The organism is Nocardia sp. NPDC055053 (assembly GCF_053608285.1).
Genome location: NZ_JBSGVD010000027.1, coordinates 32943 through 53858 on the forward strand (window position 1 = coordinate 32943; position 20916 = coordinate 53858).

The window sequence follows — 20916 nt, forward strand, 5'->3', positions numbered from 1 at the left end:
GCCGCTGAACCGAACTACGCGAGGACGAACTGCCCGACGTCGAGGTACCCGGACCGGAAACCCGCCTCCGAGTACGCCAGATACAGCCGCCACATCCGCACGAACGTCTCGTCGAATCCCAGTGCGCCGACCTCCGCCCGCGCGCCCTCGAACCGTTCCCGCCACGCTCGCAGAGTGCGCTCGTACTGCGCGCCCATCGAGAACTCCTCGCGCACACGCAGATCCGTACCGCGCGCGACGGATTCCTCGATGGCCCGCACCGACGGCAGGAATCCGCCGGGGAAGATGTACTTCTGGATCCAGGTGTAGGTGTGCCGGGTGGCGAGCATGCGCTCGTGCGGCATGGTGATGGCCTGGATCGCGGCCCGGCCGCCCGGCGCCAGCACCCGGCCGATGGTGTCGAAATACGTGTCGAGGTACTCGTATCCGACCGCCTCGATCATCTCCACCGAGACGACGGCGTCGTACGTGCCGCGCACCCTTCGGTAGTCGAGCAGGTCCACCCGCACCCGCTCCGCCAGTCCGGCCGCCGCCACCCGGGTCCGGGCCGCCGTCCGCTGTTCGGTGGACAGCGTCACGGTGTGCACGCGCGCGCCGCGCTCGGCCGCCCGGACCGCGAGTTCGCCCCAGCCGGTGCCGATTTCGAGCAACCGGGTGCCGGATCGCACGTGCGCGCGGTCGAGCAGGCGGTCGATCTTGGCACGCTGGGCGGTGGCGAGATCGTCCGACGGACCGGTGAACAACGCGGCCGAATAGGTCATGGTCTCGTCGAGGAACAGCCCGAAGAAGTCGTTGGACAGGTCGTAGTGCCGGGCGATGTTGCCGCGCGTGTTGTCCTCGGAATTGCGTTCGGCGGCTGGATGTCCGGCGACGTAGAGGCGGCGCAGCCGGGCCAGCGGACTCGGTACCAGCTCGTCGATGTGGGTCGCGAGCACGGTCAGCACGCCCACGAGATCGGGCGCGTCCCAGTCACCGGCCATGTACGACTCACCGAAACCGATGAGTCCGGCGGCGCCGACCCGGGCGGCGAAATCGCCGGGCCGGCGCAGCACCAGGCACGGCACCCCGGCGGGCGCGCCGACGACGGTGCCGTCGGGATAGCGCACGGCCAACGGCAGCCGCCGGGTCAGGCGGCGGATCAGCAGGTCGACGGCCATCGCCGACACACCTGCCCGCAGGCCGCGCGGCACCGCCAGGTCCGGCCACCGGTCCCGCTCCGGCACAGCGGGATTCGCGGTGGTGTCCACGGTCGTCATCGGAGCGCCTCCTCGGGCACGGCCACCGGACGCGGCACGACCGGCAGTCCCCGCGCCCAGAGCAGCACGCCCTGCCAGCGGATACGCGCGGCCACGAGCAGCGGCGGAATCGGATCGGTCAGCACGGCGCGCGCGATCGCGCCGGTGGTGGCGGGCACGCACCGGCCCACGACGGTGGCGACGAAGATCGGCCGGTCGGTCACCAGCGTGATCGATACCCGCAGCGCGGAATCCGGCTCGGGCACGCGCAGCCGGTACTCGCCCGCCACCGGGTTGAACGGCGAGACGTAGAACTCCTTGCCGACCCGGGCGTGGCCGTTCTCGTCGGGCCGCAGCAGGTAGCGGTGCGCGCCGCCATAGGTGTTGCGCACCTCGGCGATCACGCACACCGGCGCGCCGGTGCGGTCACGGCACCAGTACAGCGTCAGCGGATCGAAGGCGTACCCGACGGAACGCGCGCCGGTCAGCATGAGCACCCGCCCACCCCGCAGATCGATGCCCTGGGTCGCCAGGTACCCGTCGACGGTGGCCCGCAGCGAGCCGCCGCGTTCGCCCAGGTGGTCACCCGCGTCGAAGCCCGCGAACAGGCGCAGCCACCATGGCACCCGGGGCAGCCGGTCCAGATCGACGAGCCAGCTGTGCCCGCGATAGCGGAAGGCGTGCCGGATCGGCGCCAGCCGGGTGTGCCGGATGTCGGTGCGGATCAGGCGCGCGGTCACGAGGCCGCCACCAGCTCGGGCACCGGTCCCGTCCAGCGCCCGCCCAGCCGCTCGGCGGCGCGCAGTCCCGACAGCGCGCCGTCCTCGTGGAAACCCCACCCGTGATAGGCGCCCGCGAAAGCCGTTCGCGCGCAGCCGAGTTCCCCGGCACGGGTGCGGGCGGCCACCGATTCCGGGGTGTAGAGCGGGTGTTCGTAGGTCATCGTGTCCAGCACCGCGCCGGGATCGATCCGGTCGCCGTCGCCCAGGGTGACCAGGAAGCGCCGGTCGCCGGTGTCATCGAGACGCTGGAGCCTGGTGAGGTCGTAGGTGACCAGGACGCGGTCGGGTTCGGCGGCGCAGGCGGGCAGGCGGTAGTTCCAGGACGCGCGGGCACCGGCGGCGCGCGGCAGCAGGCGGGAATCAGTGTGCAGGACGGTGTGATTCACCGAATAGGGCATCGCCGAGAGGATGTCGCGTTCGGCGGCGGTCGGCTCGGCGAGCAGGGCCAGCGCCTCCTGCGGATGGGTCGCGACCACCGCGGCGTCGAACTCGTCGACGCCGTCGTCGGCGGTGCGGACGGTGACCCCGTCCGGATGCCGGTGCAGCGCCCGCACCGGGGTGGCCACCTGGACCCGGTGCAGGCGTTCGGCGACCGCCGCGACATAGGTCGCCGATCCGCCGGTGACCGTGCGCCAGGTGGGTGAGCCGAACACCGTCAGCATGCCGTGGTGGTCGAGGAAGGTGAACAGGTAGCGGGCCGGATAGCGCAGCGCGGTGCGCGGATCGCACGACCAGACCGCCGCGATGAGCGGCGCAAGGAAGTGGCTGCGGAAGTAGACGGAGAATCCGGCGTCGGCCAGGAACTCGGCCACCGTGCGTTCGGCCGCGGCCGTGGCGAGTTCGGCGCGGGCCAGGCGGTGGAATCGCGGCACCTCGGCGAGCAGCCGCAGATACCGCCCCCGCACCAGCTGCCCGGGACGCGGGAACAGACCCGGCAGCCCGCGCGCTCCGGCGTATTCGAGCCCGCAGCCGTCGCAGCGCACCGACAGGCTCATGTCGGTCTCCCCGGTGGCGATGCCGAGTTCGCCGAACAGCCGCCGCAGCGTCGGGTAGGTGCGGTCGTTGTGCACGATGAATCCGGTGTCCACACCGAGGGTTTCACCGTTGCCCGCGACCACGCGGTGCGTGTCGGCGTGCCCGCCGAGGCGGCCTTGGGCCTCGTAGAGCGTGACCTCGGCCGAGCGGGCGAGTACCCAGGCGGCCGTCAGCCCGGCGACTCCGCTGCCGATCACCGCGACCCGTCGATGCCCGTTCGATGCGTTCATGCGATTCCTCCGGTCGTCCCCGGACTACGGATGGCCGATCCACCCGAATTGAATCAATTATGCATCGTTTGGTGCGCGGCGGCCAGCCGTCAGCGCAATGCCTCGACCGCGCCGGCGAGCGAGGCGATCCGCGCGACCGCGGGCGGCAGCAGCGCCGCGTCCCAGCCGGGGCCGCCGACGCAGACCCGCGCGCCCGCGTCGAGACCGGCCAGCACGGCCGAGGTCAGCGCGGTCGATTCCCGCTGCGACCACAGCAGCAGCGAGGTCGGGCCCCCGGGCCGGGCCAGCGCTCCGACCAGCGCGACGGTCGGCACATCGGCGCCGAGCATCCGGGCGCCCACGCCCTGCTCGGCCAGTGCCGCGCGCAGCACTTCCAGCGGAAGCGAGTGGGTCTCACCGCCGGTACAGGCGAGGACGACGGTCCGATCGGCGACGACCGGCGCGGTCAGCACCCGCTGCATCACCGCCGCGATCGACCACGACAGCAGGTGCTCGACATCGATACAGTTCTCCCCCACGCCCTGGCGCGCCACGATGTCGGCGAAGGCGGGACGGCACAGCTCGTCCCAGGTCCGGATCACGCCGTAGGCGCGCACGTGCGCCTCGACCAGGCCGACCGAGGTCGAGGAGTCCAGCGCGAACGCGGCGTCGAGCAGCTCGGCGCGGTCGCCCGCCAGCACCGCGGGCCCCCGCGCGGCCGCCGCGGCGCCCGCCGGGCTCGCGCCGTCGCGGATCAGCGTCAGCATGCGCTCGAGCAGGGCGATATCGGCTTCGGTGTAGAGCCGATGCCTGCCGGGACGGTCTTGCGCGGGTCCGATGGCGTAGCGGCGATTCCAGCTGCGCAGGGTGGCCGTCGGGATGCCGAGACGATCCGCGACCGCGCGCACCGTGTACCCGGCCGCGTCGGAGACAGAGGCGGAACCGGCGCGCATCGCTCCATTCTGACCGACGCCGCCCCGCCCGCGTGTCACGGCCGGGTGGCGGCGGGTCGCCACGGCCACGCCAGCGCCGTGCTCCCCACCCCGATCAGGCCCCAGACCAGCGGCACCGCGATCGCGGTACGCCGTAGACGTGGATCGACCGCCATGCCGAGGACCACCGCGTCGGTGAGGTCGGCGGCGATGCGCACCCCCGCCGCGGCCCGCGCGACGCGGGCGTCCGGCGCGAGCACCATGGCCGCGCCGGAGATCGTGTCCCGGCAACCGACCATGCGGGCCAGCGCCCGGCTGCCCGACCGGTCGACCTCCCAACCGCACGGCCGCAGCAGCACCTCGGGGCGGGCGGCCACACTCACGCCATAGGCGGCGGTCGCCAGCCCGAGCAGACGGAACGGCCACTCCCGTTTCATCGGAAACTCCTCTCGCCGGATGAAACGATTATGCATCGTTTGTTGGTAGTCTGTCAGTACCAACGATCCGAGGAGTTCTCGTGCGTATCGCCCGTTCCTCCGTTCCGCTCCGCCTGCCGCTGCTCGCCTGCGCGGCGATGGCCGCCGTGGCGCTGGTGCCGGCCGCCGCCTCCGCCGCGCCCCCGGCGCCGGTCCCGTCGCTCGACGTCGAGCGATATCTGGGCGTCTGGCGTCAATTGGCCGCGATCCCGGCCCCGTTCAGCCTCGACTGCGCAGGCGACACCACCGCCACCTACACCCTCGACGAAGCCGGTGACGTCGGCGTCTACAACCGCTGCCGCACCTGGTCGGGCGGCACCAACGAGATCCGGGGCACCGCGACGGTGACCGATCCCGTCACCAGCGCCCAGCTGCACGTCTCCTTCCCTGGCGTCCCCGGCCAGGATCAGCGCACCGGCGGCCCCAACTACATCGTCACCGCCCTCGGCCCGGACTACTCGTGGGCGGTCGTCACCGACCCCAGCCGCCTGTCCGGCTTCGTCCTGTCCCGCACCCCCGCCGTCGACGCCGCCACCTGGGACGACATCGACGCCGCGATCGTGGCCACGGGCCAGAACACCTGTGTCTACCTGACGACCCCGACCGCGGGCGGCCGCTCCGACATCACCCCGGTGTGCGCCCGATGAGCGTCTCGATCGCGCTGTTCACCCGCGACCTGCGCACTGCCGACAACCCGGTCCTCACCGCCGCCCACCGCGAGAGCGACGCCGTGGTCCCGGTCTTCGTCGTCGACGACCGCATCGTCCCGGACCGCTGTCCGCCCAATCGCGCCGTCTTCCTCGCCACCGCGCTGGCCGAGCTCGACGAACGCCTGCGCGGCATCGGCGGCCGGCTCGTGGTGCGCCGCGGCGAACTGACCGAGGAACTCGCCCGGCTCGTCGCCGAGACCGGTGCGGGCGCAGTACATCTCGCCGAGGACGTCAGCGCATACGCCACCCGCCGCGAACAGGCACTGCGCGACCGCCTCGCCGGAACAGGCTGCGCGGTCCATACCCACAGCGCGGTCGTCACCGCGGCCGACCCCGCCGTCCTCACCCCTGCCACCGGCCGCGACCACTACGCCGTGTTCACCCCCTACTTCCGGCGCTGGGTCGATGCCAACCAGCGCCACCCACTCGGCACTCCGCGCAGCCTGTCGGTTCCCGACGTGGCGAGCGAACCCCTGCCGGCACCCGGCGACCTGTCGACCGGCGAGCCGTCCCCGAACTGTCCGCGAGGCGGCGAGATCAGCGGCCGGGCCCTGCTGCGCAAGTGGCTCGCCGGCCCGATCGAGGACTACGCCGACCGCAACGACGACCTCGCCGCCGACGCCACCTCCCACCTCTCGCCGCACCTGCACTTCGGCTGCCTGTCCCCCGTCGAGATCGTGCATCGCACCGACCTGTCCGACGCGGGCGGCCACGCCTTCGCCCGCCAGCTCGCCTGGCGCGACTTCCACCACCAGCTGCTGTCGGCCCGCCCCGACACCGCCTGGACCAGCTACCGCCCCGGCCCGTTCGCCGTGCGCACCGACCCCGACGCCGTCGCCGCCTGGAAAGCGGGCCGGACCGGCTACCCGATCATCGATGCCGCCATGCGCCAGATCGTCACCGACGGCTGGCTCCCCGGCCGTGCCCGCCTGATCACCGCCTCCTTCTTCGCCAAATCCCTGCGCCTGGACTGGCGCATCGGCGCGGCCCACTTCCTGCACTGGCTCGTCGACGCCGACCTCGCCAACAACCAGCTCAACTGGCAGTGGGCCGCGGGCACCGGCACCGACACCCGCCCCAACCGCGTCCTCAACCCCCTCCGCCAAGCCGACCGCTACGACCCCGACGGCACCTACACCCGCACCTGGCTCCCCGAACTGGCCCACCTCGAAGGCCCCACCATCCACCGCCCCTGGCGCGCCGAGATCCCCCACGCCGTCTATCCCCCACCGCTGCTCGACGTCGCGGGCATGTAAGCAAACCCGCTCCCGAGACCCGGGTGAATCTTGCCGTCGCGCCCGAGCCGGACGCGCCTACAGTCGGGACGTGATCGAGATTCCCGATAATTTCGCCCGCGAGGCCGTTCTCCGGGAAGGAGATTCCGGTAGGAGATGGATAGCAGCGCTTCCGGGCTTGGTCGATGAACTCCTGCAACGCTGGGACTGTGTGCCGGACGGACCGGTTTTGCACGGATGCGTCGGCATCGTTGTGCCGGTGCGCCACGCAGACCTACCTCCCGCGGTCGTCAAAGTGTCGTTCCCGCATCCGGGCAACGTCTTCGAACCGGACGCGTACAGCGCCTGGAGCGGCCGCGGAGCGGTGCACATCTACGACCGCGACGATGAACACTTCGCCATGCTGCTGGAACGGGCAGGGCGCGGAACGCTGGCCGATGTCACCGACTTCGACCAGGCTGTCAGCACGCTGGGCCAGTTGTCTCGACGCCTCGCTGTCGAGGCACCGGCGGGTTTGCCGAGACTCAGCGACCTGGTTGCCGGGTGGGAAAGCGAGATTCTCACCACCGCAGCCGAACTCGGTGATCCGCTGCCACGCCGAGCCATCGACGCGGCCATCGCGACTGTGCGGGAGCTCGGCCCGGACCAACCCGACACCCTGGTGCACGGCGACCTCCACGACGCCAACGTCCTGCCAGGTGGGCGCGAACCCTGGCTTGCGATCGACCCGAAAGGCTATGTCGGTGACCGGGCCTACGACACGATCACCGTGATCCGCAGCATCCGCTTCGCGCCCTTGCTGTTCGCACCGGACCCCGAACCGGGTCTGTCACGCGGCCTGGACCTGTTCTGCGACGCGGCAGACATCGACCGAGACCGTGCCCGGCGCTGGGCACAGGTCCGCGCGATCAAGGCTGCGCTCTGGGGACGCCGACACCACGACCCCGACTGGCTGATACAGGCCACGGACCAGCTTGTCGACATCCTCACCTAGCTCAGACCTGACCATCCCCGAGCACGTCCGACTACTCCGCGACCACAGTGCCACCGAGCAATCCGGACGCGACGACTTCGCGCAGCTCGACCGCGGAGAGATGTCGCTGTCGAAACGCGAGTTGCTCCAACTGGTCCGCGCCATGGATGTCTCGGACGACGAGCCATGGGAACGGGCATGGCGTCAGGCAGCCGGCACAGAGCGACTCCGACGGTGTTCGTTCCGGCGTCTCCACTGACCGTACGAGATACCGGGACGGAGTCCGCCACCCTTCCTGCACGCCCGGACCCTGCTGACCAGAGTCGAGGATCCCGAGCTTCGGGATGAACTGAGCAAAGCCGCGATCGTCTTCGCATTGGGGCAGTCCGCGGCGGCGACGTCGAGCGGAACACCGATGGGTCCGCTGGAATCCGCTCGACACCCCGCGCCGGGACAGCGCCGCTGATTTCCGCCAGTCGGTGCGGACCCCGCGACCTGCGTGAACGCGCGGGCTATCGCGGGGTTCTCCGCAATGTCGGTGTGCCTTGCTACTTTTCGCTCGTTCGACACACCGCACGAGCTCAGCGAGGATCCATGACGACCGCCGAAACCACCTACCTGGAACTGTCCGACGACACCGGTTCCTCGCACAAGTTCTACGAGGTGATCGTCACCGGCACCCAGGTGAACATCCGCTTCGGCCGGATCGGCGAACAGGGTCAGTCCAAGGCGAGCTCGTTCGCCACGGCGGAGAAGGCGAAGTCGGCCGCGCAGAAGAAGATCGGCGAGAAGGTCCGCAAGGGCTACGCGCCCGCCGTGATGGGTGGGCGCCAGCGCCGCGCGGTGACCCGCCGCGTGATCACCAGCCAGCGCTCGACCGCCAAGAGCGCACCGGTCCTGTGGCGCTTCGATTCCGGCGCCGCCGCGTTCGGCATCTTCGTCGACGAGCAGCGCTGCTGGGTCGGCAACGAGAACGGCGAGGTCTTCACCCTCACCCCCGAGGGCGTGGTGACCAACCGCTACCAGCTGCCCGACGGCGTGAAATGCCTGGTGGCCGATGACTTCTGGATCTACGCGGGCTGCGACGACGGCCGCGTCTACGACCTGTCGGGCAAGGTCCCGCGCGCCGCCTACGACGTCTCGGCCACCGACGTCTACTGGCTCGACATCCACGACGGCATCCTCGCCGCCTCCGATGCCGCGGGCGGCCTGACCGTCATCGACCACGAGGAGGAATCCCTGTGGTCGGCCCGCAGCACCGGCTCGTCCGGCTGGATGGTGCGCCTCGACGCCACCGGCGTCTACCACGGCCACAGCAACGGCGTCACCAAGTATCACCTGGAAACCGGTGCCACCCAATGGCATTCACCCACCCACGGCTCCGTCCTGTTCGGCTGGCAGGAGACCTCCGACGTCTACGCGGGCACCGGAGCCAACCGCGTCGAGGAGATCACCAAGCAGGGCGTCACCACCCGCGCCTACCAGTGCGACGCCGCCGTCTTCTCCTGCGCCGCCTCCCCCGACGGCCGCTACGTCTTCGCCGGCGACTCACACTCCTCGGTCTACTGCTTCGACGCCACCGGCACCCGCCTGTGGAAGCTGGCCACCGGCTGCGGCTCGGCCTACTCCATGCAGTACCACGACGAGAAGCTGTACCTGGTCACCACCTCCGGCGCGCTGGCCTGCCTCGACGTGAGCGAGGCCGCCGTCCGCGACGCCGACCAGGGCGTACTCCCCAGCACCGTCTCGGTCAAGGCGCCCGAGATCTCCGCCGTCACCGCCTCCAGCACCGTCGAGGTCACCACCGACGCGGGCACCGGCATCGTCGTCGAGTGTGTCGAGCACGGCGGCTCCCTGCGCGTGCACGTCGTCAGCCCCGGCTACGAGCGCGGCTGGAACGTCCAGTTCCCCCGCGATATCCGCCAGGCGGGCACCCGCTACGTCGTCGACGCCGTCACCGAATCCGCCCGCGGCGGCTTCTACCGTGTCCGCGGCGACATCCGTCGCCTGAGCTGACCGGCACAGGTCAGCCGAACCCCTCTTCCCCGATGACCGGATTCCTTGCCTGACATGAACTATCTTGTCAGACAAGGCATTACGACCTAATGCCACGGACCGCATCGGGGGAGATCATGTCCGACATCAGCAGGCATCGCCGCGTCCACTGGGCGGAGCGGCAGCTCGCCGCACACCCGCGGCTCACCGCATCGCAACGCCGCTTCCTCTCCGCCATCCTGATCGAACCGAGATGGCACCTTCTGCTCGACACGGCAGCGCCGACGCCGGACCGGGCGGCCGCGTTCGCGATCGGCCGGTCCGGGGTGTTCGCGCTGGTCTTCACCGACACGGTGCCGACCGGCCAGGTCATGCGCGGGATCCGCCGCACCGCCGAAGAGATGTTCGCGAACCTGCTCTTCGACCGGGCGCAGTTCGTCCCCCACACCCTCGAACTGGTGCTGCTCATGCGACGGCGGGTGCCCGCGAAGGCACACGATCCTTTCCTCACCGCCGACGAATCCACGATCCGCGACACCGTGCTCACGCGTGAACGATTGCTGTCCCCGAGCCGGGCCGCAACCATCGCGGCCACGGTCGCCGCGCGGGTAAGCGGGAGCTACAACTGGATCAGCACCGACGACGCGCCGACACCGGAAACGGTCGCCACGGACGGCCTGTTCGACGGTGCGGATCTCGACAACGACACCAGGTCCGCCTATCTGGCCCGCCCGTTTCGCGAGTGGATCACCTTCCTCGACCCCGAACAGCTCGCACTCGTCCACGCCAATTTCACCGGGCCCGCGCGATTCAGCGGCCCGGCGGGCACGGGCAAATCCGTTGTGGCTCTCCACCGCATGGCCCATTTCGCCAAGCGGAACCCGGGCCGGCTGCTGTTCACGACCTTCGTTCGCACCCTGCCCACCTATCACCAGTCCGGATTCGCCCGGATCGCCCCGACCGCGGTCGACCGCACGGACTTCATCGGCCTCCACGCGTGGGCGACCGGATTTCTCAAATCCCGCAATATCACGTTCCACCTCGATGTCGACGCGGCCGACGACGCCATGGCGCGAACGTGGATCGGTGTCCGTGACAGGCTCGACGGCTATGCGGGGACCGATTTCACCTACTGGGAAGAAGAGATCAAACGCGTTATCAAGGGTCGCGGCCTGACCACGCTCGACGAATACCGCGCCATCGAACGATCCGGACGCGACGGGTTGCGCCTCAACGGCCGCCAACGTGAATACATCTGGGAAAACCTGTTTCTGCCCTATCAGCAACGACTGACGGACAAACAGACGCACGACTTCAACGACGTCATCGCGCTGGCCATCGATGAACTTCGCCAGAGCCCGTTCGACGACGACGAGCGCTACTCGATGGTGGTCGTCGACGAGGTACAGGACTGCACACTGATGGAGCTCCGGTTGGTCCATCGCATCGCCGGAGGCACCGACAAGGACCAGCTCCTCCTGGTCGGCGACGGACAGCAGCAGGTCTATCCGGGCGGTTGGCGACTCTCCGATGCCGGGATCCCGCTGGCGGGTGGTCGCGGCCGTGTGCTGCGCACGAATTACCGAAATCGTGCCGCCGTGCTGGATCTGGCCAAGAAGCTCGAGGCTGGCAATACGGTCGACGACCTGGACGGCGGGCGCGGATTCGTCCTGCGCGACAGCGACGGGACGCTCCCCGACGGCGCTGCCGTGAACGTCCGTCTGCGCCGTGACGAGCTCGATGCCGCCTTCCTGCAAGCCGTCCAAGACTGTGGTATCCCCGTGGGCGAGATCGCCGTGATCGTGGATACGCACAGGGACGCCAAGCACTTTCGCGACCTTCTCCACGCGGCCGGCCTACCGACGATGGCGCTCGACGACTACAACGGCACGCAGCTCGCCGAGATCAAGATCGGCACCGTGCACCGTGCCAAAGGCATGGACTTCGCCGCGGTCTTCCACATCACCACCGAACCGGCGACCTTCGCGACGGTACGGGGCGCCACCCGTGATCGCGCGGAACTCGCCGCACGGCAGAAGCTCGTGGCCGTCACCCGGGCGCGCGACTACGCCTGGCTGGCGTACATCACCGATCAGTGATCCGGGACAGTCCCTAGTGGCGGGGCCGGCGGCGCAAGCCCGCCGCCGACCCGCACTGGTCGGTTCGTGCACCACGGACCGGTCGAAAAACCCGGAGTCCGTGCCACCCGGCACCGACCTCGTCCTGTTCAGAAACTCTTGTGCGGCACCCCGACCGTGAGCCCACCGTCGACGACGAATTCCGCACCGGTGGAATACGACGACTCGTCCGACGCCAGGTAGGCGACCAGCGCCGACACCTCGTCGGGTTCGGCCGCCCGCTTCACCGGAATCTGCAGGAAGTCCGCCGGAATCCCCTCGGTCATCGGCGTGCTGATCAGACCGGGATGCACCGAGTTCACCCGAATCCCCTGGGCGGCGAGCTCCAGCGCCGCCGACTTGGTGAGACCACGGACCGCGAATTTCGTTGCGGTGTAACCATGCAGCCCCGGGCTGCCGCGCATGCCCTCGACCGAGGAGATGTTCACGATCGAGCCACCGTCGGTCATCGCGGGCACCGCGGCCTGCATCCCGAAGAACGTCCCGGTCAGGTTGATGTCGATGATCCGCTGCCACTCCTCCAGCGCGAAGTCGACCAGCAGATTCCCGTTGACGATCCCCGCGTTGTTCACCAGCACGTGCAGCCCGCCGAACGTCTCGACCGCCGCCGCGACGACCGCGGCCCACTGCTCGGGCTCCCGCACATCCAGATGCTGGTAGATCGCGGCGTCCCCGAGCTCCTTCGCGACGACAGCCCCTTCGTCGTCGAGCACGTCACCCAGCACCACCGACGCGCCCTCGGCGACGAACCGGCGCGCGTGCGCCGCCCCCATCCCCCGCGCTCCGCCGCTGATCACCGCGACCTTGCCCGCCAACCGTCCCATGTTCACATTCCTCTCACCAGAACTGAGCCACTCTCACCGTAGGAGCGAGGCCCCGTTCCGCGTGGGGATATGCCTAAATGAACGGTCGACTCACAGGAAAGCCGGCGAATCCACCCGATCCGGCCTGGTGATCACCCGCCCAGGATGCGTCGCCCGCCGGTTCACTATCCTGACGGCGGTGACGGTCCCCAGTTCTTCCCGCTCGAGCAGCCGAGTCGACGACCGGCGAGCCCAGCGGCGCGACCGATTCCTGCTCGCCGGACTCGCCGTCTTCGGCGAAGCCGGCTACCGCAACAGCTCCATCACCAGCATCTGCAAGGCCGCCGGACTCGCCCGCGCCCAGTTCTACGAGCACTTCGCGAACCGCGAAGAACTGCTGCTCGCGGTATACGAGGCGGTGCAGGTCGACGCGCGCCAGGCCGTCGCCGCCGCGGTCGCCGACACCGCCGCCGACGATTTCGTCACCCGCGCGCGGGCCGCGATGCGCGCCTACGCGGAGTCGGTCGGCTCCGATGTCCATCGCGCGCGCGTCTCCTTCGTCGAATGTGTCGGCGTGAGTGACGATTTCGAGCGTCACCGGATCGAGCAGCGCGAGGTATGGGCCGATTTCTTCGCTACGGAACTGCGGCTCGCGCTCGGCAAGGACTTCACTCCCGTCGGCGGGTATCGCACGGCGGCAACAGGATTCATCGGCGCGCTGATGGCGCTGGTGCACCAGTGGAGCAGCACCGAACCCCGCACCGGTTTCGACGATCTCGTCGAAGTCCTCACCCGCTTCCTGGTCGCCCTAACCCTGCCCTGACTCCCACCGGGCTATTTGCCGAACCGCCCCGGCGCGCTGTAACGTGCGGCACACTTTAGACGTTGGCGTCTAAAACTTGATCGAAGGGGTGCCGCGTGCTCCGTACGCGAAAAAGATCCGACTACCGAGGACGGGCAGGCTTGCTCCGCCGCCTCACCACAGCGGGCGGAGCCACGCTCGGCATGCTGCTGATCCTCAGCGGCACACCGGCATTCGCCGATCCTTACGACGGCCCGGTGCAGCCCGCACCGCCGTTCTTCAGCTCACCGGCGATCCCGGAGTTCGACGGGTTCTACCGCCCGCCCGCCGAACTCGTCGCGGCCAAGCAGCCCGGCGAGATCATCGCCGCGCGCGAGGTGCGGGTCGCGAACTTCTCCCTGCTGCCGGTCAACGTCGACGCCTGGCAGGTGTCCTTCCGCTCCAACAACAGCTACGACCAGCCGATCCCGGCCGTCGCGACCGTGTTGAAGCCACGCGGTGAGGTCGCCCCCGGCACCCGGAATCTGCTCTCGTACCACATGGCCGAGGATTCGACCGGCCAGTACTGCGCGTCGTCCTACGCGGTGCAGCAGTGGTCGATTCCCGGCCAGATCACCGGCCAGGCGGTGGCGCCGATCTCCTTCCTGGAGGTGCAGGTCGCGCTCCAGCAGGGCTGGGCGGTCGTCATCCCCGACCATCAGGGACCGAACGCCGCGTTCGCGCACGGACCGCTCGCCGGGCGCATCGCCCTCGACGGCATCCGGGCCGCGGAGAATTTCACTCCGCTCGGGCTGAGCGGTGCGGCGACCCAGGTCGGCATGATGGGCTACTCAGGCGGATCCGTGCCGACCATGCACGCCGCCGAACTCGCCCCCACCTACGCTCCCGAGCTCAACATCGTCGGCGCGGCATCCGGCGGCACCGATGCCGACCTCGGCGCCCTGGTGAACCTGGCCAACAACAACGCGGCCTCGGGCCTCGTGTTCGCAGGCATGATCGGACTCGCCCACGAGGAACCCGAATTCAACGCTTTCCTCCGCCGAAACGGCACCCCACTCGCCCAGACGCTACTGGACGCCAAGGACCGCATGTGCGTGACCTACCACGCACTCACGCTGCCGTTCATGAATATCAAGGGCCTGCTCAACACTCCGGGCGACCCACTCGACGCTCCCGAGGCGAAGAAGGTTCTCGACCGCACCCGCATGGGCAAGACCACCCCCACCATGCCCGTCTACCTCTACCAAGCCAACATGGACTGGCTGGTTCCGGTCGGCCCGGTCAACACGCTGTACGGCACCTACTGCCAGGACCCCGCCGCCCGGATCACCTACACCCGCGACCATCTCAGCGAGCACCTCTCGCTGGAGCCGATCGCCGTGCCCAGCGTGATGATGTGGATGCGCGACCGCTTCGCCGGCGTGCCCGCCCCCTCCGGTTGCACGCTCAACGATGTCGGCTCGATGACACTCGATCAGCGAACCTGGGCCGAATGGGTATCGATCGTCGGCGAGACCCTCGCCGGACTGTTCGGAGCACCGATCGGCAACTGAGGCGACTTCCGCCGCCGCCGCCGCAGGTCTTCGGGCCTGCGGCGGATCAGCAGGTGAGGTTCGCCGCGCCGTACGAGGCGAACGACACGTGCACGTGGTCGTAGTGGTTCTGGGTCGGGTCGCCCCGGTCCTCCATGAACGACCAGCCACTGCCGTCGTTGTAGCGCTGCTGCCAGATCACATAGGTGACACCGAAGCGCGCCTTGTTGGCCAGGATGAACGCGGCCATCGCATCACCCTGCGCCGGATTCGCCGTCATGAGATCGAGGGCGAGTCCCGCGCCGTGATCACCGTCGTAACGTCCGTGCGCGCCACCGATGTCGGACAGACCGAACATCTTCTGGATCATGTGACTGACCTGCGCGACGTGCGGCTGCGTGCCCTTGAACTCCGTCGAGCACAGGTACTTCAGCTTCCCCGCCGACAGGGCCGCGAGCTCGTCGTCGACAGCAACGGGTTCCGGCGCGATCGTCGGCTCGTCGTGCGGCAACTGGGGCAGCGTGTCGATCTCGATCGCCGACGGCGTGTGCGGCTGAACCGCCGCGACCTGCTCCACATCGGCAGTGGCGGGCCGTAACGCCATCCACAGCATTCCGGGAACCGTCGCCGCGAGGCTGCACACAGCCAGAGACGTACGCCCAGTGGGAGGCGCAGGGGTGCGATGTTGACCAGGCACTTTATCGATCACCAGCTACTGTCGAGAACAAAGTCACCATTACATTACGAAATGGTCGCGGAAAAGTCACGCTCGCGCACCGGGTTGCGCACGATCGGACCAGTATCCCTCACCGACCGCGATTTCGCGGCCCTAACGTCGCCGCGGAGTACGCTCTTTTTCATCCGCGTACGGTGCGACGGCCCGGAGGTCGGCAATGGACGTACTTCTCGGAATCGGTACCCGCAAAGGGTTGTTCCTGGCCCGCAGCACAGACGGCCGGGCGAGCTGGACCGTGCGTCCGCCGCAGTTCCCGATCGCCGATGTCAAAGCCTTGGCGATCGATACCAGACGGCCGACCCCACGCCTGCTCGTCGGCGTCCTGAACAGCCACTTCGGCCCGACGCTGGTAGCCAGCGACGACCTGGGCGACACCTGGACCGAGCCCGACGACGCCCCCCTGGCCTTCCCCGACAACACCGATGCCGCCTTGCAAGGTGTCTGGCAGATCACACCGGCGACCGATGCCGAACCGGATGTCGTGTACGCGGGCGTCGAACCGTCCGCCCTGTTCCGTTCCACCGACGGCGGAAGAACTTTCACGCTGGTCAGAGGCCTGTGGGACCACCCACACCGACCGCGGTGGGAGCCCGGCGGCGGCGGTTTGGCCCTGCACACCGTACTCCCGCACCCCACCGACACCCAGCGCCTCGCCGTCGCCATGTCGACCGGCGGCGTCTACCAGACCTCCGACGGCGGAGCGTCGTGGCACCCGACCAACCACGGCGTCACCGCCGACTTCCTGCCCGGCGAACTCCCCGACTGGGGCCAGTGCGTGCACAAGGTCGCCCGCGACGCCGAAACCCCCAGCACCCTCTACCTCCAGAACCACGGCGGCGTATTCCGCACCACCGACGACGGCACCACCTGGCAATCGATCGACGCCGACCTGCCCCCCTCCAACTTCGGCTTCCCCATCGTCGCCCACCCCCATCGCCCCGGCGTCATCTACACCTTCCCCCTCGTCGCCGACATGGACCGCTTCCGCTTCCCCCCGGACGCCACCTGCGCGGTCTACCGCAGCGACGACGCCGGCCAGACCTGGTCACCCAAAACCGAAGGCCTCCCGACGGTCCCGTTCTGGGCCGCCGTCATGCGCGACGCCATGACCGCCGACAACGCCGACCCCACCGGCATCTACTTCGGCACCCGCAACGGCGAGGTCTACTGCAGCCCCGACGAAGGCGACCACTGGCACCTCGTCGCCGACAAACTCCCCGACGTCCTCTGCGTCCGCGCCGCCGTCATCGGCTGACCATGGCCACCGTCCTCCTCCCCGCCCAACTCCGTCCCTACGTCGACGGCGCCAAATCCCTCACCATCGACGCCTCCACCCTCCGCGAAGCCCTCAACACCCTCCGCGACCACTCCCCCGCCCTCGAACGCCGCCTCCGCGACGAACAAGGCACCCTCCGCCGCTACGTCAACTTCTACATAGACGGCGACGAATGCCGAACATTGGAAGGCCTGGACACCCCACTGTCCGCCAACACGGAACTGATGATCATCCCCGCGGTGGCCGGCGGGTAGCTCTTGCTTCGCATGGCACTTCGATGTCGGTGCGCCCTGCTACTTTTCGCGCATTCGAACGCGACGAATATGCGAGGAAATATGGCAGCCGCCGACCCACCACTCTCAGACCGCCGCGCGACGAGGGCAGGGCACTCGGCATCGTCCGCTGTCGCCCCGGTGGAATCCCCGCGGCCGAATCCCGGCGCCATGCCCAAGCGTCGCCCACTGTCCTCCGACCCGCCAACCACCATGGATTGGACGACGATCACAGAATCCGAACACGTCCACGAACGGCGCGGCCTGGCCACCATCATCGCCTGCCTCCCTGCGACCAGCCCGTGGCGGGCCTGGTCCAACTTCGAGTTTCCCGGAGTGGGCGGCAAGCCGTTCGAGATCGATCTGCTGCTGACCACCCCGAGCGGCCTGCACATGATCGAATTGAAGGCGTGGTCCGGCTCCGTCGACACCGAGGACGACCACTGGATCCAGACCGCACCCACCGGTCGGCGGATCGACCACGGAAACGTCCTGGAGCACGCGTATTTCAAGAGCAAGCTCCTCATGAAGCAACTGCGCTACGCCGGCGAGCCAGCGATAGTGCGCACCGGCGTCTGCTTCACCGACAACCGCATCCATCTGAACCTGCCCACCCTGAACCGCCGCTACGTACACACCATCGACGAACTGGTGAGCCGCCTGTCCCGCCCGACCCACGACCCACGCCACCGCATGCCGCCCGCTCGGGTCTCCCGCATCGCGGACGCCCTGACCACTTTCGCCCGCCCCACATGAACCTACGTAGAGTCCTCTTAGCTTCATCTCTGCTCGTCCTCACCGGATGCGCAGAGGAACGCGGCGAATCGATCGCCCGATTTCCCGCGATTTCGAGTACCTCGCCGCAACCTCCGACGAGCAACGAGATCCAGTGGTGCGAACCCGCCCGAGCCCAATGGGACGAACGACTTGGGCTGACGGTCGACATAGAGCAATCGCCGACTGACCTGACGATCCACTACACGGCCACCAACAACCGCCCCAGTGCCGTCTACGCGATCAACCGAATCCAGCAAGACACCGGTTCGGCCCCGCCACGCGAGCGGCATTTCATCGTCCCTCGCTCCGACGGAGTCGTGGAGATCAGCCAGCGGAAATTCATCTACCGATCGCCGAACTGCATCGTGCCGCGATCGACGCCACTCCCACCGCCACTCGCATCCCGAATCGAACCGGGATCGCCCCTCAGCGACACCGTCCATGTTCGGCTACCACTGCGAGTACAGCACCCAGAAGGACCGTCGGCGACAGAGTATTTGCCTCCCCTCGCTAGCCACCCGTACTCGGTGTCGTTCTGTCTGGGCTTCTCGTCAACTGCGGGCCCCAACACGCTCGACGTCGATGGTGAACGCCTGTACGGCGAGTTGGCCGCAGGGCCGGAGACCGTGGCGTGCAGCACCCCGCTCCGACTGACTTGAACCGTCACGGATTCGAAGCCCCCGGGCTCAGGTCAGGAGGAAAGCAAGGAACGGGAACACGCCAGCCGTGAAATCGCCGCGACCAGCGAGACCGCTCGACTGCGGGCGAATTTGTGGAAGCGAGTGGCGAGCCAGGCGTAGAACCCGATCGAAATGAAGGCAGTCCCCCCAAATAGAAAGGCAGTCACCCCAAATAGATGAGTGCGCGACTACCGGGCTTACCGATCGGTTAGAGAGTTCCCTCGTCGAACATCAGTGCCAGGAAGATGATCGTGAGACCACTGGCCAGACCCGAGGTGAGAGCCAACGCGCCCGCGTTGCTGTTCATCCGCACAGCTGGAAGTTTCGACACCGAGATGTTCTGCGGATCGGTGTGATGGCTGCTCTGCTGGGTGCAGATCAGGTCGAATACAGTCCCTGGATTGACTCGTTGCCGCACATCGGCGTTCACCTGGTTCAACGCGTGGATCGACTGGGCGGTCGCATAGGACGTGATGAGCCCACCGCGGGACGTCTTGAATCAACTCGATGACACCCCCGCATTCGCGGCCGGTCAGCCCTCGTAGCTCGACGGCGTGCTACACGATTCGCCCCATGCCCAGGTCAGGCCTGCTGACACCCGCCAGCTCATGCCCCGCCACCGCACCACGAGCACTGAAAGGGCACTGCCAGTCGGCAGGCTTCGGGCGACCGGAGTACCGGCGCGCCTCGGACAGCGTCTCGTACTCCATCAGATTCGGGTTGATATCCCCCTGCAGCATGATGTCCTGCTTGCGGATCTTGTCCGCCAACCGGTCCCACATCCCGTCGTCCTTGATCCGCGCGAACTGCTCGTGGGAGTTGAACGCCAGCATCGGAAACGGTGGACGCCGGCCGAGCCGTCGATGTGTCTCGTGCAGTCCGATCACGAAGAACGGATGGCCCGCCACGCTGTACCGGAACTCACCGGACTGTGGATCGGAGGAGCACCCGGCCGCCCAGGCGAACCGGTCGGCGTCCGCCTCGTGCAGCAGTTGCAGGTGCTGCCACAACAACTCTTCGAAGCGAAGCTCGTCCACGCCACGAGGCTGCTCGAAGGTCGCGACGAAGCTGGTGAACTTGCGAGAACTCCAGTCCGCGTCACCGACGAACTCCGCGAGATCCGCGGCCATCGTCCGAGCTGACTCTTCGCCACCCATCACGTCATAGTGGCAATGGGTGATTCCGCCCTGCCGCCAGGCGGAGCGACCCGCCAGGCAGGCGAACCGGTCCCCGAGAAGAAAGTTCCCGAGCTCAGCTCGCGCATCCGTCGTCAACCCCGGCGTTCCTTTCCCATCACATCTCTACCTGCGCGTGCGCTCCGATTCACTCGGCGAATGCCGCCACCTCGCCCACACTGCGGGGCTGAGCCTGTCAGCCGACCAGCCCCTACGCGAATCGATCGAATCGATGCCGACGAGCATTTGCGCCGCTCGAGAGCCGAGAAGGACACGCGCACGTGCCGCAAATCACGTCCGCGGACACTCCAGCGACCACGCGACGCTCCTGTACACGAGGCTATGCCAGCTCGGCCGGAGACGAAGAGGCGTCGATCGCGCTGATGTTCGACGCACCAAGATGCCCGTTGCGGCGAAGTTCCACTATTCTCCGCGCCTGGCTACTCCCGCTCAGCGTTCAACGCCGCCAAGGTGACGAAGATCGGCACATCCGGTGCCGCCTCGACCCCACGCCCCCGCAGAAACGCATCGATCATCCCCCACACCAATTCCCCGGCCCTGCGCACGAATTCACCCGATTCCGGTTCGGTATCGGTCAGCCACAGATCGGTGAGCGCGATCATCACACCCACGATTGCCCGCGCGAGATAGTCGATCCCATCGGTGTCGAGTGGAATCGAATCCGCCACCGCGCGCGCCCTTTTCGTGAAGCGTTCGGCGACCGCGCTGCTGAGGTCGTACTGCCCCGTCGCACCCTCCCGACTCGTTCCGGCCTGCGCCTGCGCCAGGAACCGGAACACGTCGGGATGGGCGAGGATCGCAGTGGCGTAATCGGTGAGCGCCTGGGCGATGGCCTCGCGCGGCGGCTGGAGCAGCAAGGTCAGGTCGGTGCCGGTCGCGGCGAACGCCGAATCGGCGAAGCGGTTGCCGATGGCGGAGTAGAGATCGCTCTTGTCGGTGAACTGGCGATACAGGCGCGGCTTGGTGATACCCGCCTCGGCGGCGAAGGCATCCATGCTGACGCGCGGCCCGTCCCGATCGAGCACCCTGATCGCTGCCTCGACGATTGCATTCCGAGTCACCGGCGGCGGTCGGCGGCTCGATCTGGTCACGTCGGATACGATACACGTACTACCGGTACAG

Annotated in this window: 20 protein-coding genes; 10 read left to right on the plus strand and 10 right to left on the minus strand. The window is 68.5% G+C overall.

Annotation, left to right across the window (positions count from 1 at the left end):
- Positions 1-14: 14 nt before the first annotated feature.
- The 5 genes from ACWF82_RS24660 to ACWF82_RS24680 form a co-directional block, all read right to left on the minus strand.
- A complete protein-coding gene (locus tag ACWF82_RS24660) occupies positions 15-1256 on the minus strand; it encodes a class I SAM-dependent methyltransferase (protein WP_452504762.1) in 1242 nt (413 codons plus the stop codon).
- Entirely contained in the window at positions 1253-1975 is a 723-nt protein-coding gene (locus ACWF82_RS24665) for a DUF1365 domain-containing protein (protein ID WP_452504764.1), read from the minus strand. The genes ACWF82_RS24660 and ACWF82_RS24665 overlap by 4 nt, the downstream gene beginning before the upstream one ends.
- Positions 1972-3282, minus strand: coding sequence for an NAD(P)/FAD-dependent oxidoreductase (locus tag ACWF82_RS24670; protein WP_452504766.1), 1311 nt, complete (start codon positions 3280-3282; stop codon positions 1972-1974). The genes ACWF82_RS24665 and ACWF82_RS24670 overlap by 4 nt, the downstream gene beginning before the upstream one ends.
- Positions 3283-3371: 89 nt before the next feature.
- Positions 3372-4214 (minus strand): MerR family transcriptional regulator, encoded by an 843-nt coding sequence (locus ACWF82_RS24675; RefSeq protein WP_452504768.1) that lies wholly within the window; start codon positions 4212-4214, stop codon positions 3372-3374.
- 35 nt (positions 4215-4249) lie between these two features.
- Complete coding sequence (locus ACWF82_RS24680) at positions 4250-4630, minus strand: hypothetical protein (RefSeq protein ID WP_452504770.1); 381 nt, start codon at positions 4628-4630, stop codon at positions 4250-4252.
- A 137-nt stretch (positions 4631-4767) separates the two neighbouring features.
- On the opposite strand from ACWF82_RS24680, the gene ACWF82_RS24685 reads away from it, so the two are divergent.
- The 5 genes from ACWF82_RS24685 (at position 4768) to ACWF82_RS24705 (ending at position 11681) form a co-directional block, all read left to right on the plus strand.
- Positions 4768-5316, plus strand: a complete 549-nt coding sequence (locus tag ACWF82_RS24685; protein WP_452504843.1) for a lipocalin family protein — start codon at positions 4768-4770, stop codon at positions 5314-5316.
- Positions 5313-6635 carry a cryptochrome/photolyase family protein gene (locus ACWF82_RS24690; protein ID WP_452504772.1) on the plus strand — a complete coding sequence of 441 codons (1323 nt, stop codon included), beginning with the start codon at positions 5313-5315 and terminating at the stop codon, positions 6633-6635. Before ACWF82_RS24685 ends, ACWF82_RS24690 begins: the two co-directional genes overlap by 4 nt.
- Positions 6636-6705: 70 nt before the next feature.
- Positions 6706-7608, plus strand: coding sequence for an aminoglycoside phosphotransferase family protein (locus ACWF82_RS24695; protein WP_452504774.1), 903 nt, complete (start codon positions 6706-6708; stop codon positions 7606-7608).
- Positions 7609-8181: 573 nt separating this feature from the next.
- Complete coding sequence (locus tag ACWF82_RS24700; RefSeq protein ID WP_452504776.1) at positions 8182-9603, plus strand: WGR domain-containing protein; 1422 nt, start codon at positions 8182-8184, stop codon at positions 9601-9603.
- Between the two features lie 116 nt (positions 9604-9719).
- Positions 9720-11681 (plus strand): UvrD-helicase domain-containing protein, encoded by a 1962-nt coding sequence (locus ACWF82_RS24705; RefSeq protein WP_452504778.1) that lies wholly within the window; start codon positions 9720-9722, stop codon positions 11679-11681.
- 128 nt (positions 11682-11809) lie between these two features.
- Here ACWF82_RS24705 and ACWF82_RS24710 read toward each other — a convergent pair whose 3' ends face one another.
- On the minus strand, positions 11810-12544 hold the full coding sequence (locus tag ACWF82_RS24710) for a glucose 1-dehydrogenase (RefSeq protein ID WP_452504780.1): 735 nt from the start codon (positions 12542-12544) through the stop codon (positions 11810-11812).
- 178 nt (positions 12545-12722) lie between these two features.
- Here ACWF82_RS24710 and ACWF82_RS24715 point away from each other — a divergent pair, with 178 nt between their 5' ends.
- The gene (locus tag ACWF82_RS24715) at positions 12723-13346 is read left to right on the plus strand and encodes a TetR/AcrR family transcriptional regulator (protein WP_452504782.1); all 624 of its coding nucleotides are present in this window, start codon (positions 12723-12725) and stop codon (positions 13344-13346) included.
- A gap of 182 nt (positions 13347-13528) precedes the next feature.
- Positions 13529-14878 (plus strand): lipase family protein, encoded by a 1350-nt coding sequence (locus ACWF82_RS24720; RefSeq protein WP_452504845.1) that lies wholly within the window; start codon positions 13529-13531, stop codon positions 14876-14878.
- A 46-nt stretch (positions 14879-14924) separates the two neighbouring features.
- On the opposite strand, the gene ACWF82_RS24725 is transcribed toward ACWF82_RS24720, so the two are convergent.
- Complete coding sequence (locus tag ACWF82_RS24725) at positions 14925-15470, minus strand: hypothetical protein (protein WP_452504784.1); 546 nt, start codon at positions 15468-15470, stop codon at positions 14925-14927.
- 280 nt (positions 15471-15750) lie between these two features.
- On the opposite strand from ACWF82_RS24725, the gene ACWF82_RS24730 reads away from it, so the two are divergent.
- The 3 genes from ACWF82_RS24730 (at position 15751) to ACWF82_RS24740 (ending at position 17897) form a co-directional block, all read left to right on the plus strand.
- The gene (locus ACWF82_RS24730; RefSeq protein WP_452504786.1) at positions 15751-16848 is read left to right on the plus strand and encodes an exo-alpha-sialidase; all 1098 of its coding nucleotides are present in this window, start codon (positions 15751-15753) and stop codon (positions 16846-16848) included.
- Between the two features lie 2 nt (positions 16849-16850).
- Positions 16851-17123 carry a MoaD/ThiS family protein gene (locus ACWF82_RS24735; protein WP_452504788.1) on the plus strand — a complete coding sequence of 91 codons (273 nt, stop codon included), beginning with the start codon at positions 16851-16853 and terminating at the stop codon, positions 17121-17123.
- Positions 17124-17282: 159 nt separating this feature from the next.
- Complete coding sequence (locus tag ACWF82_RS24740) at positions 17283-17897, plus strand: NERD domain-containing protein (protein ID WP_452504790.1); 615 nt, start codon at positions 17283-17285, stop codon at positions 17895-17897.
- Between the two features lie 909 nt (positions 17898-18806).
- Here ACWF82_RS24740 and ACWF82_RS24745 read toward each other — a convergent pair.
- The 3 genes from ACWF82_RS24745 to ACWF82_RS24755 form a co-directional block, all read right to left on the minus strand.
- Positions 18807-19037 carry a hypothetical protein gene (locus ACWF82_RS24745; protein ID WP_452504792.1) on the minus strand — a complete coding sequence of 77 codons (231 nt, stop codon included), beginning with the start codon at positions 19035-19037 and terminating at the stop codon, positions 18807-18809.
- A gap of 118 nt (positions 19038-19155) precedes the next feature.
- Entirely contained in the window at positions 19156-19872 is a 717-nt protein-coding gene (gene gntA / locus ACWF82_RS24750; RefSeq protein ID WP_452504794.1) for a guanitoxin biosynthesis heme-dependent pre-guanitoxin N-hydroxylase GntA, read from the minus strand.
- A gap of 341 nt (positions 19873-20213) precedes the next feature.
- Positions 20214-20885 (minus strand): TetR/AcrR family transcriptional regulator, encoded by a 672-nt coding sequence (locus ACWF82_RS24755; RefSeq protein ID WP_452504796.1) that lies wholly within the window; start codon positions 20883-20885, stop codon positions 20214-20216.
- Positions 20886-20916: the final 31 nt, after the last annotated feature.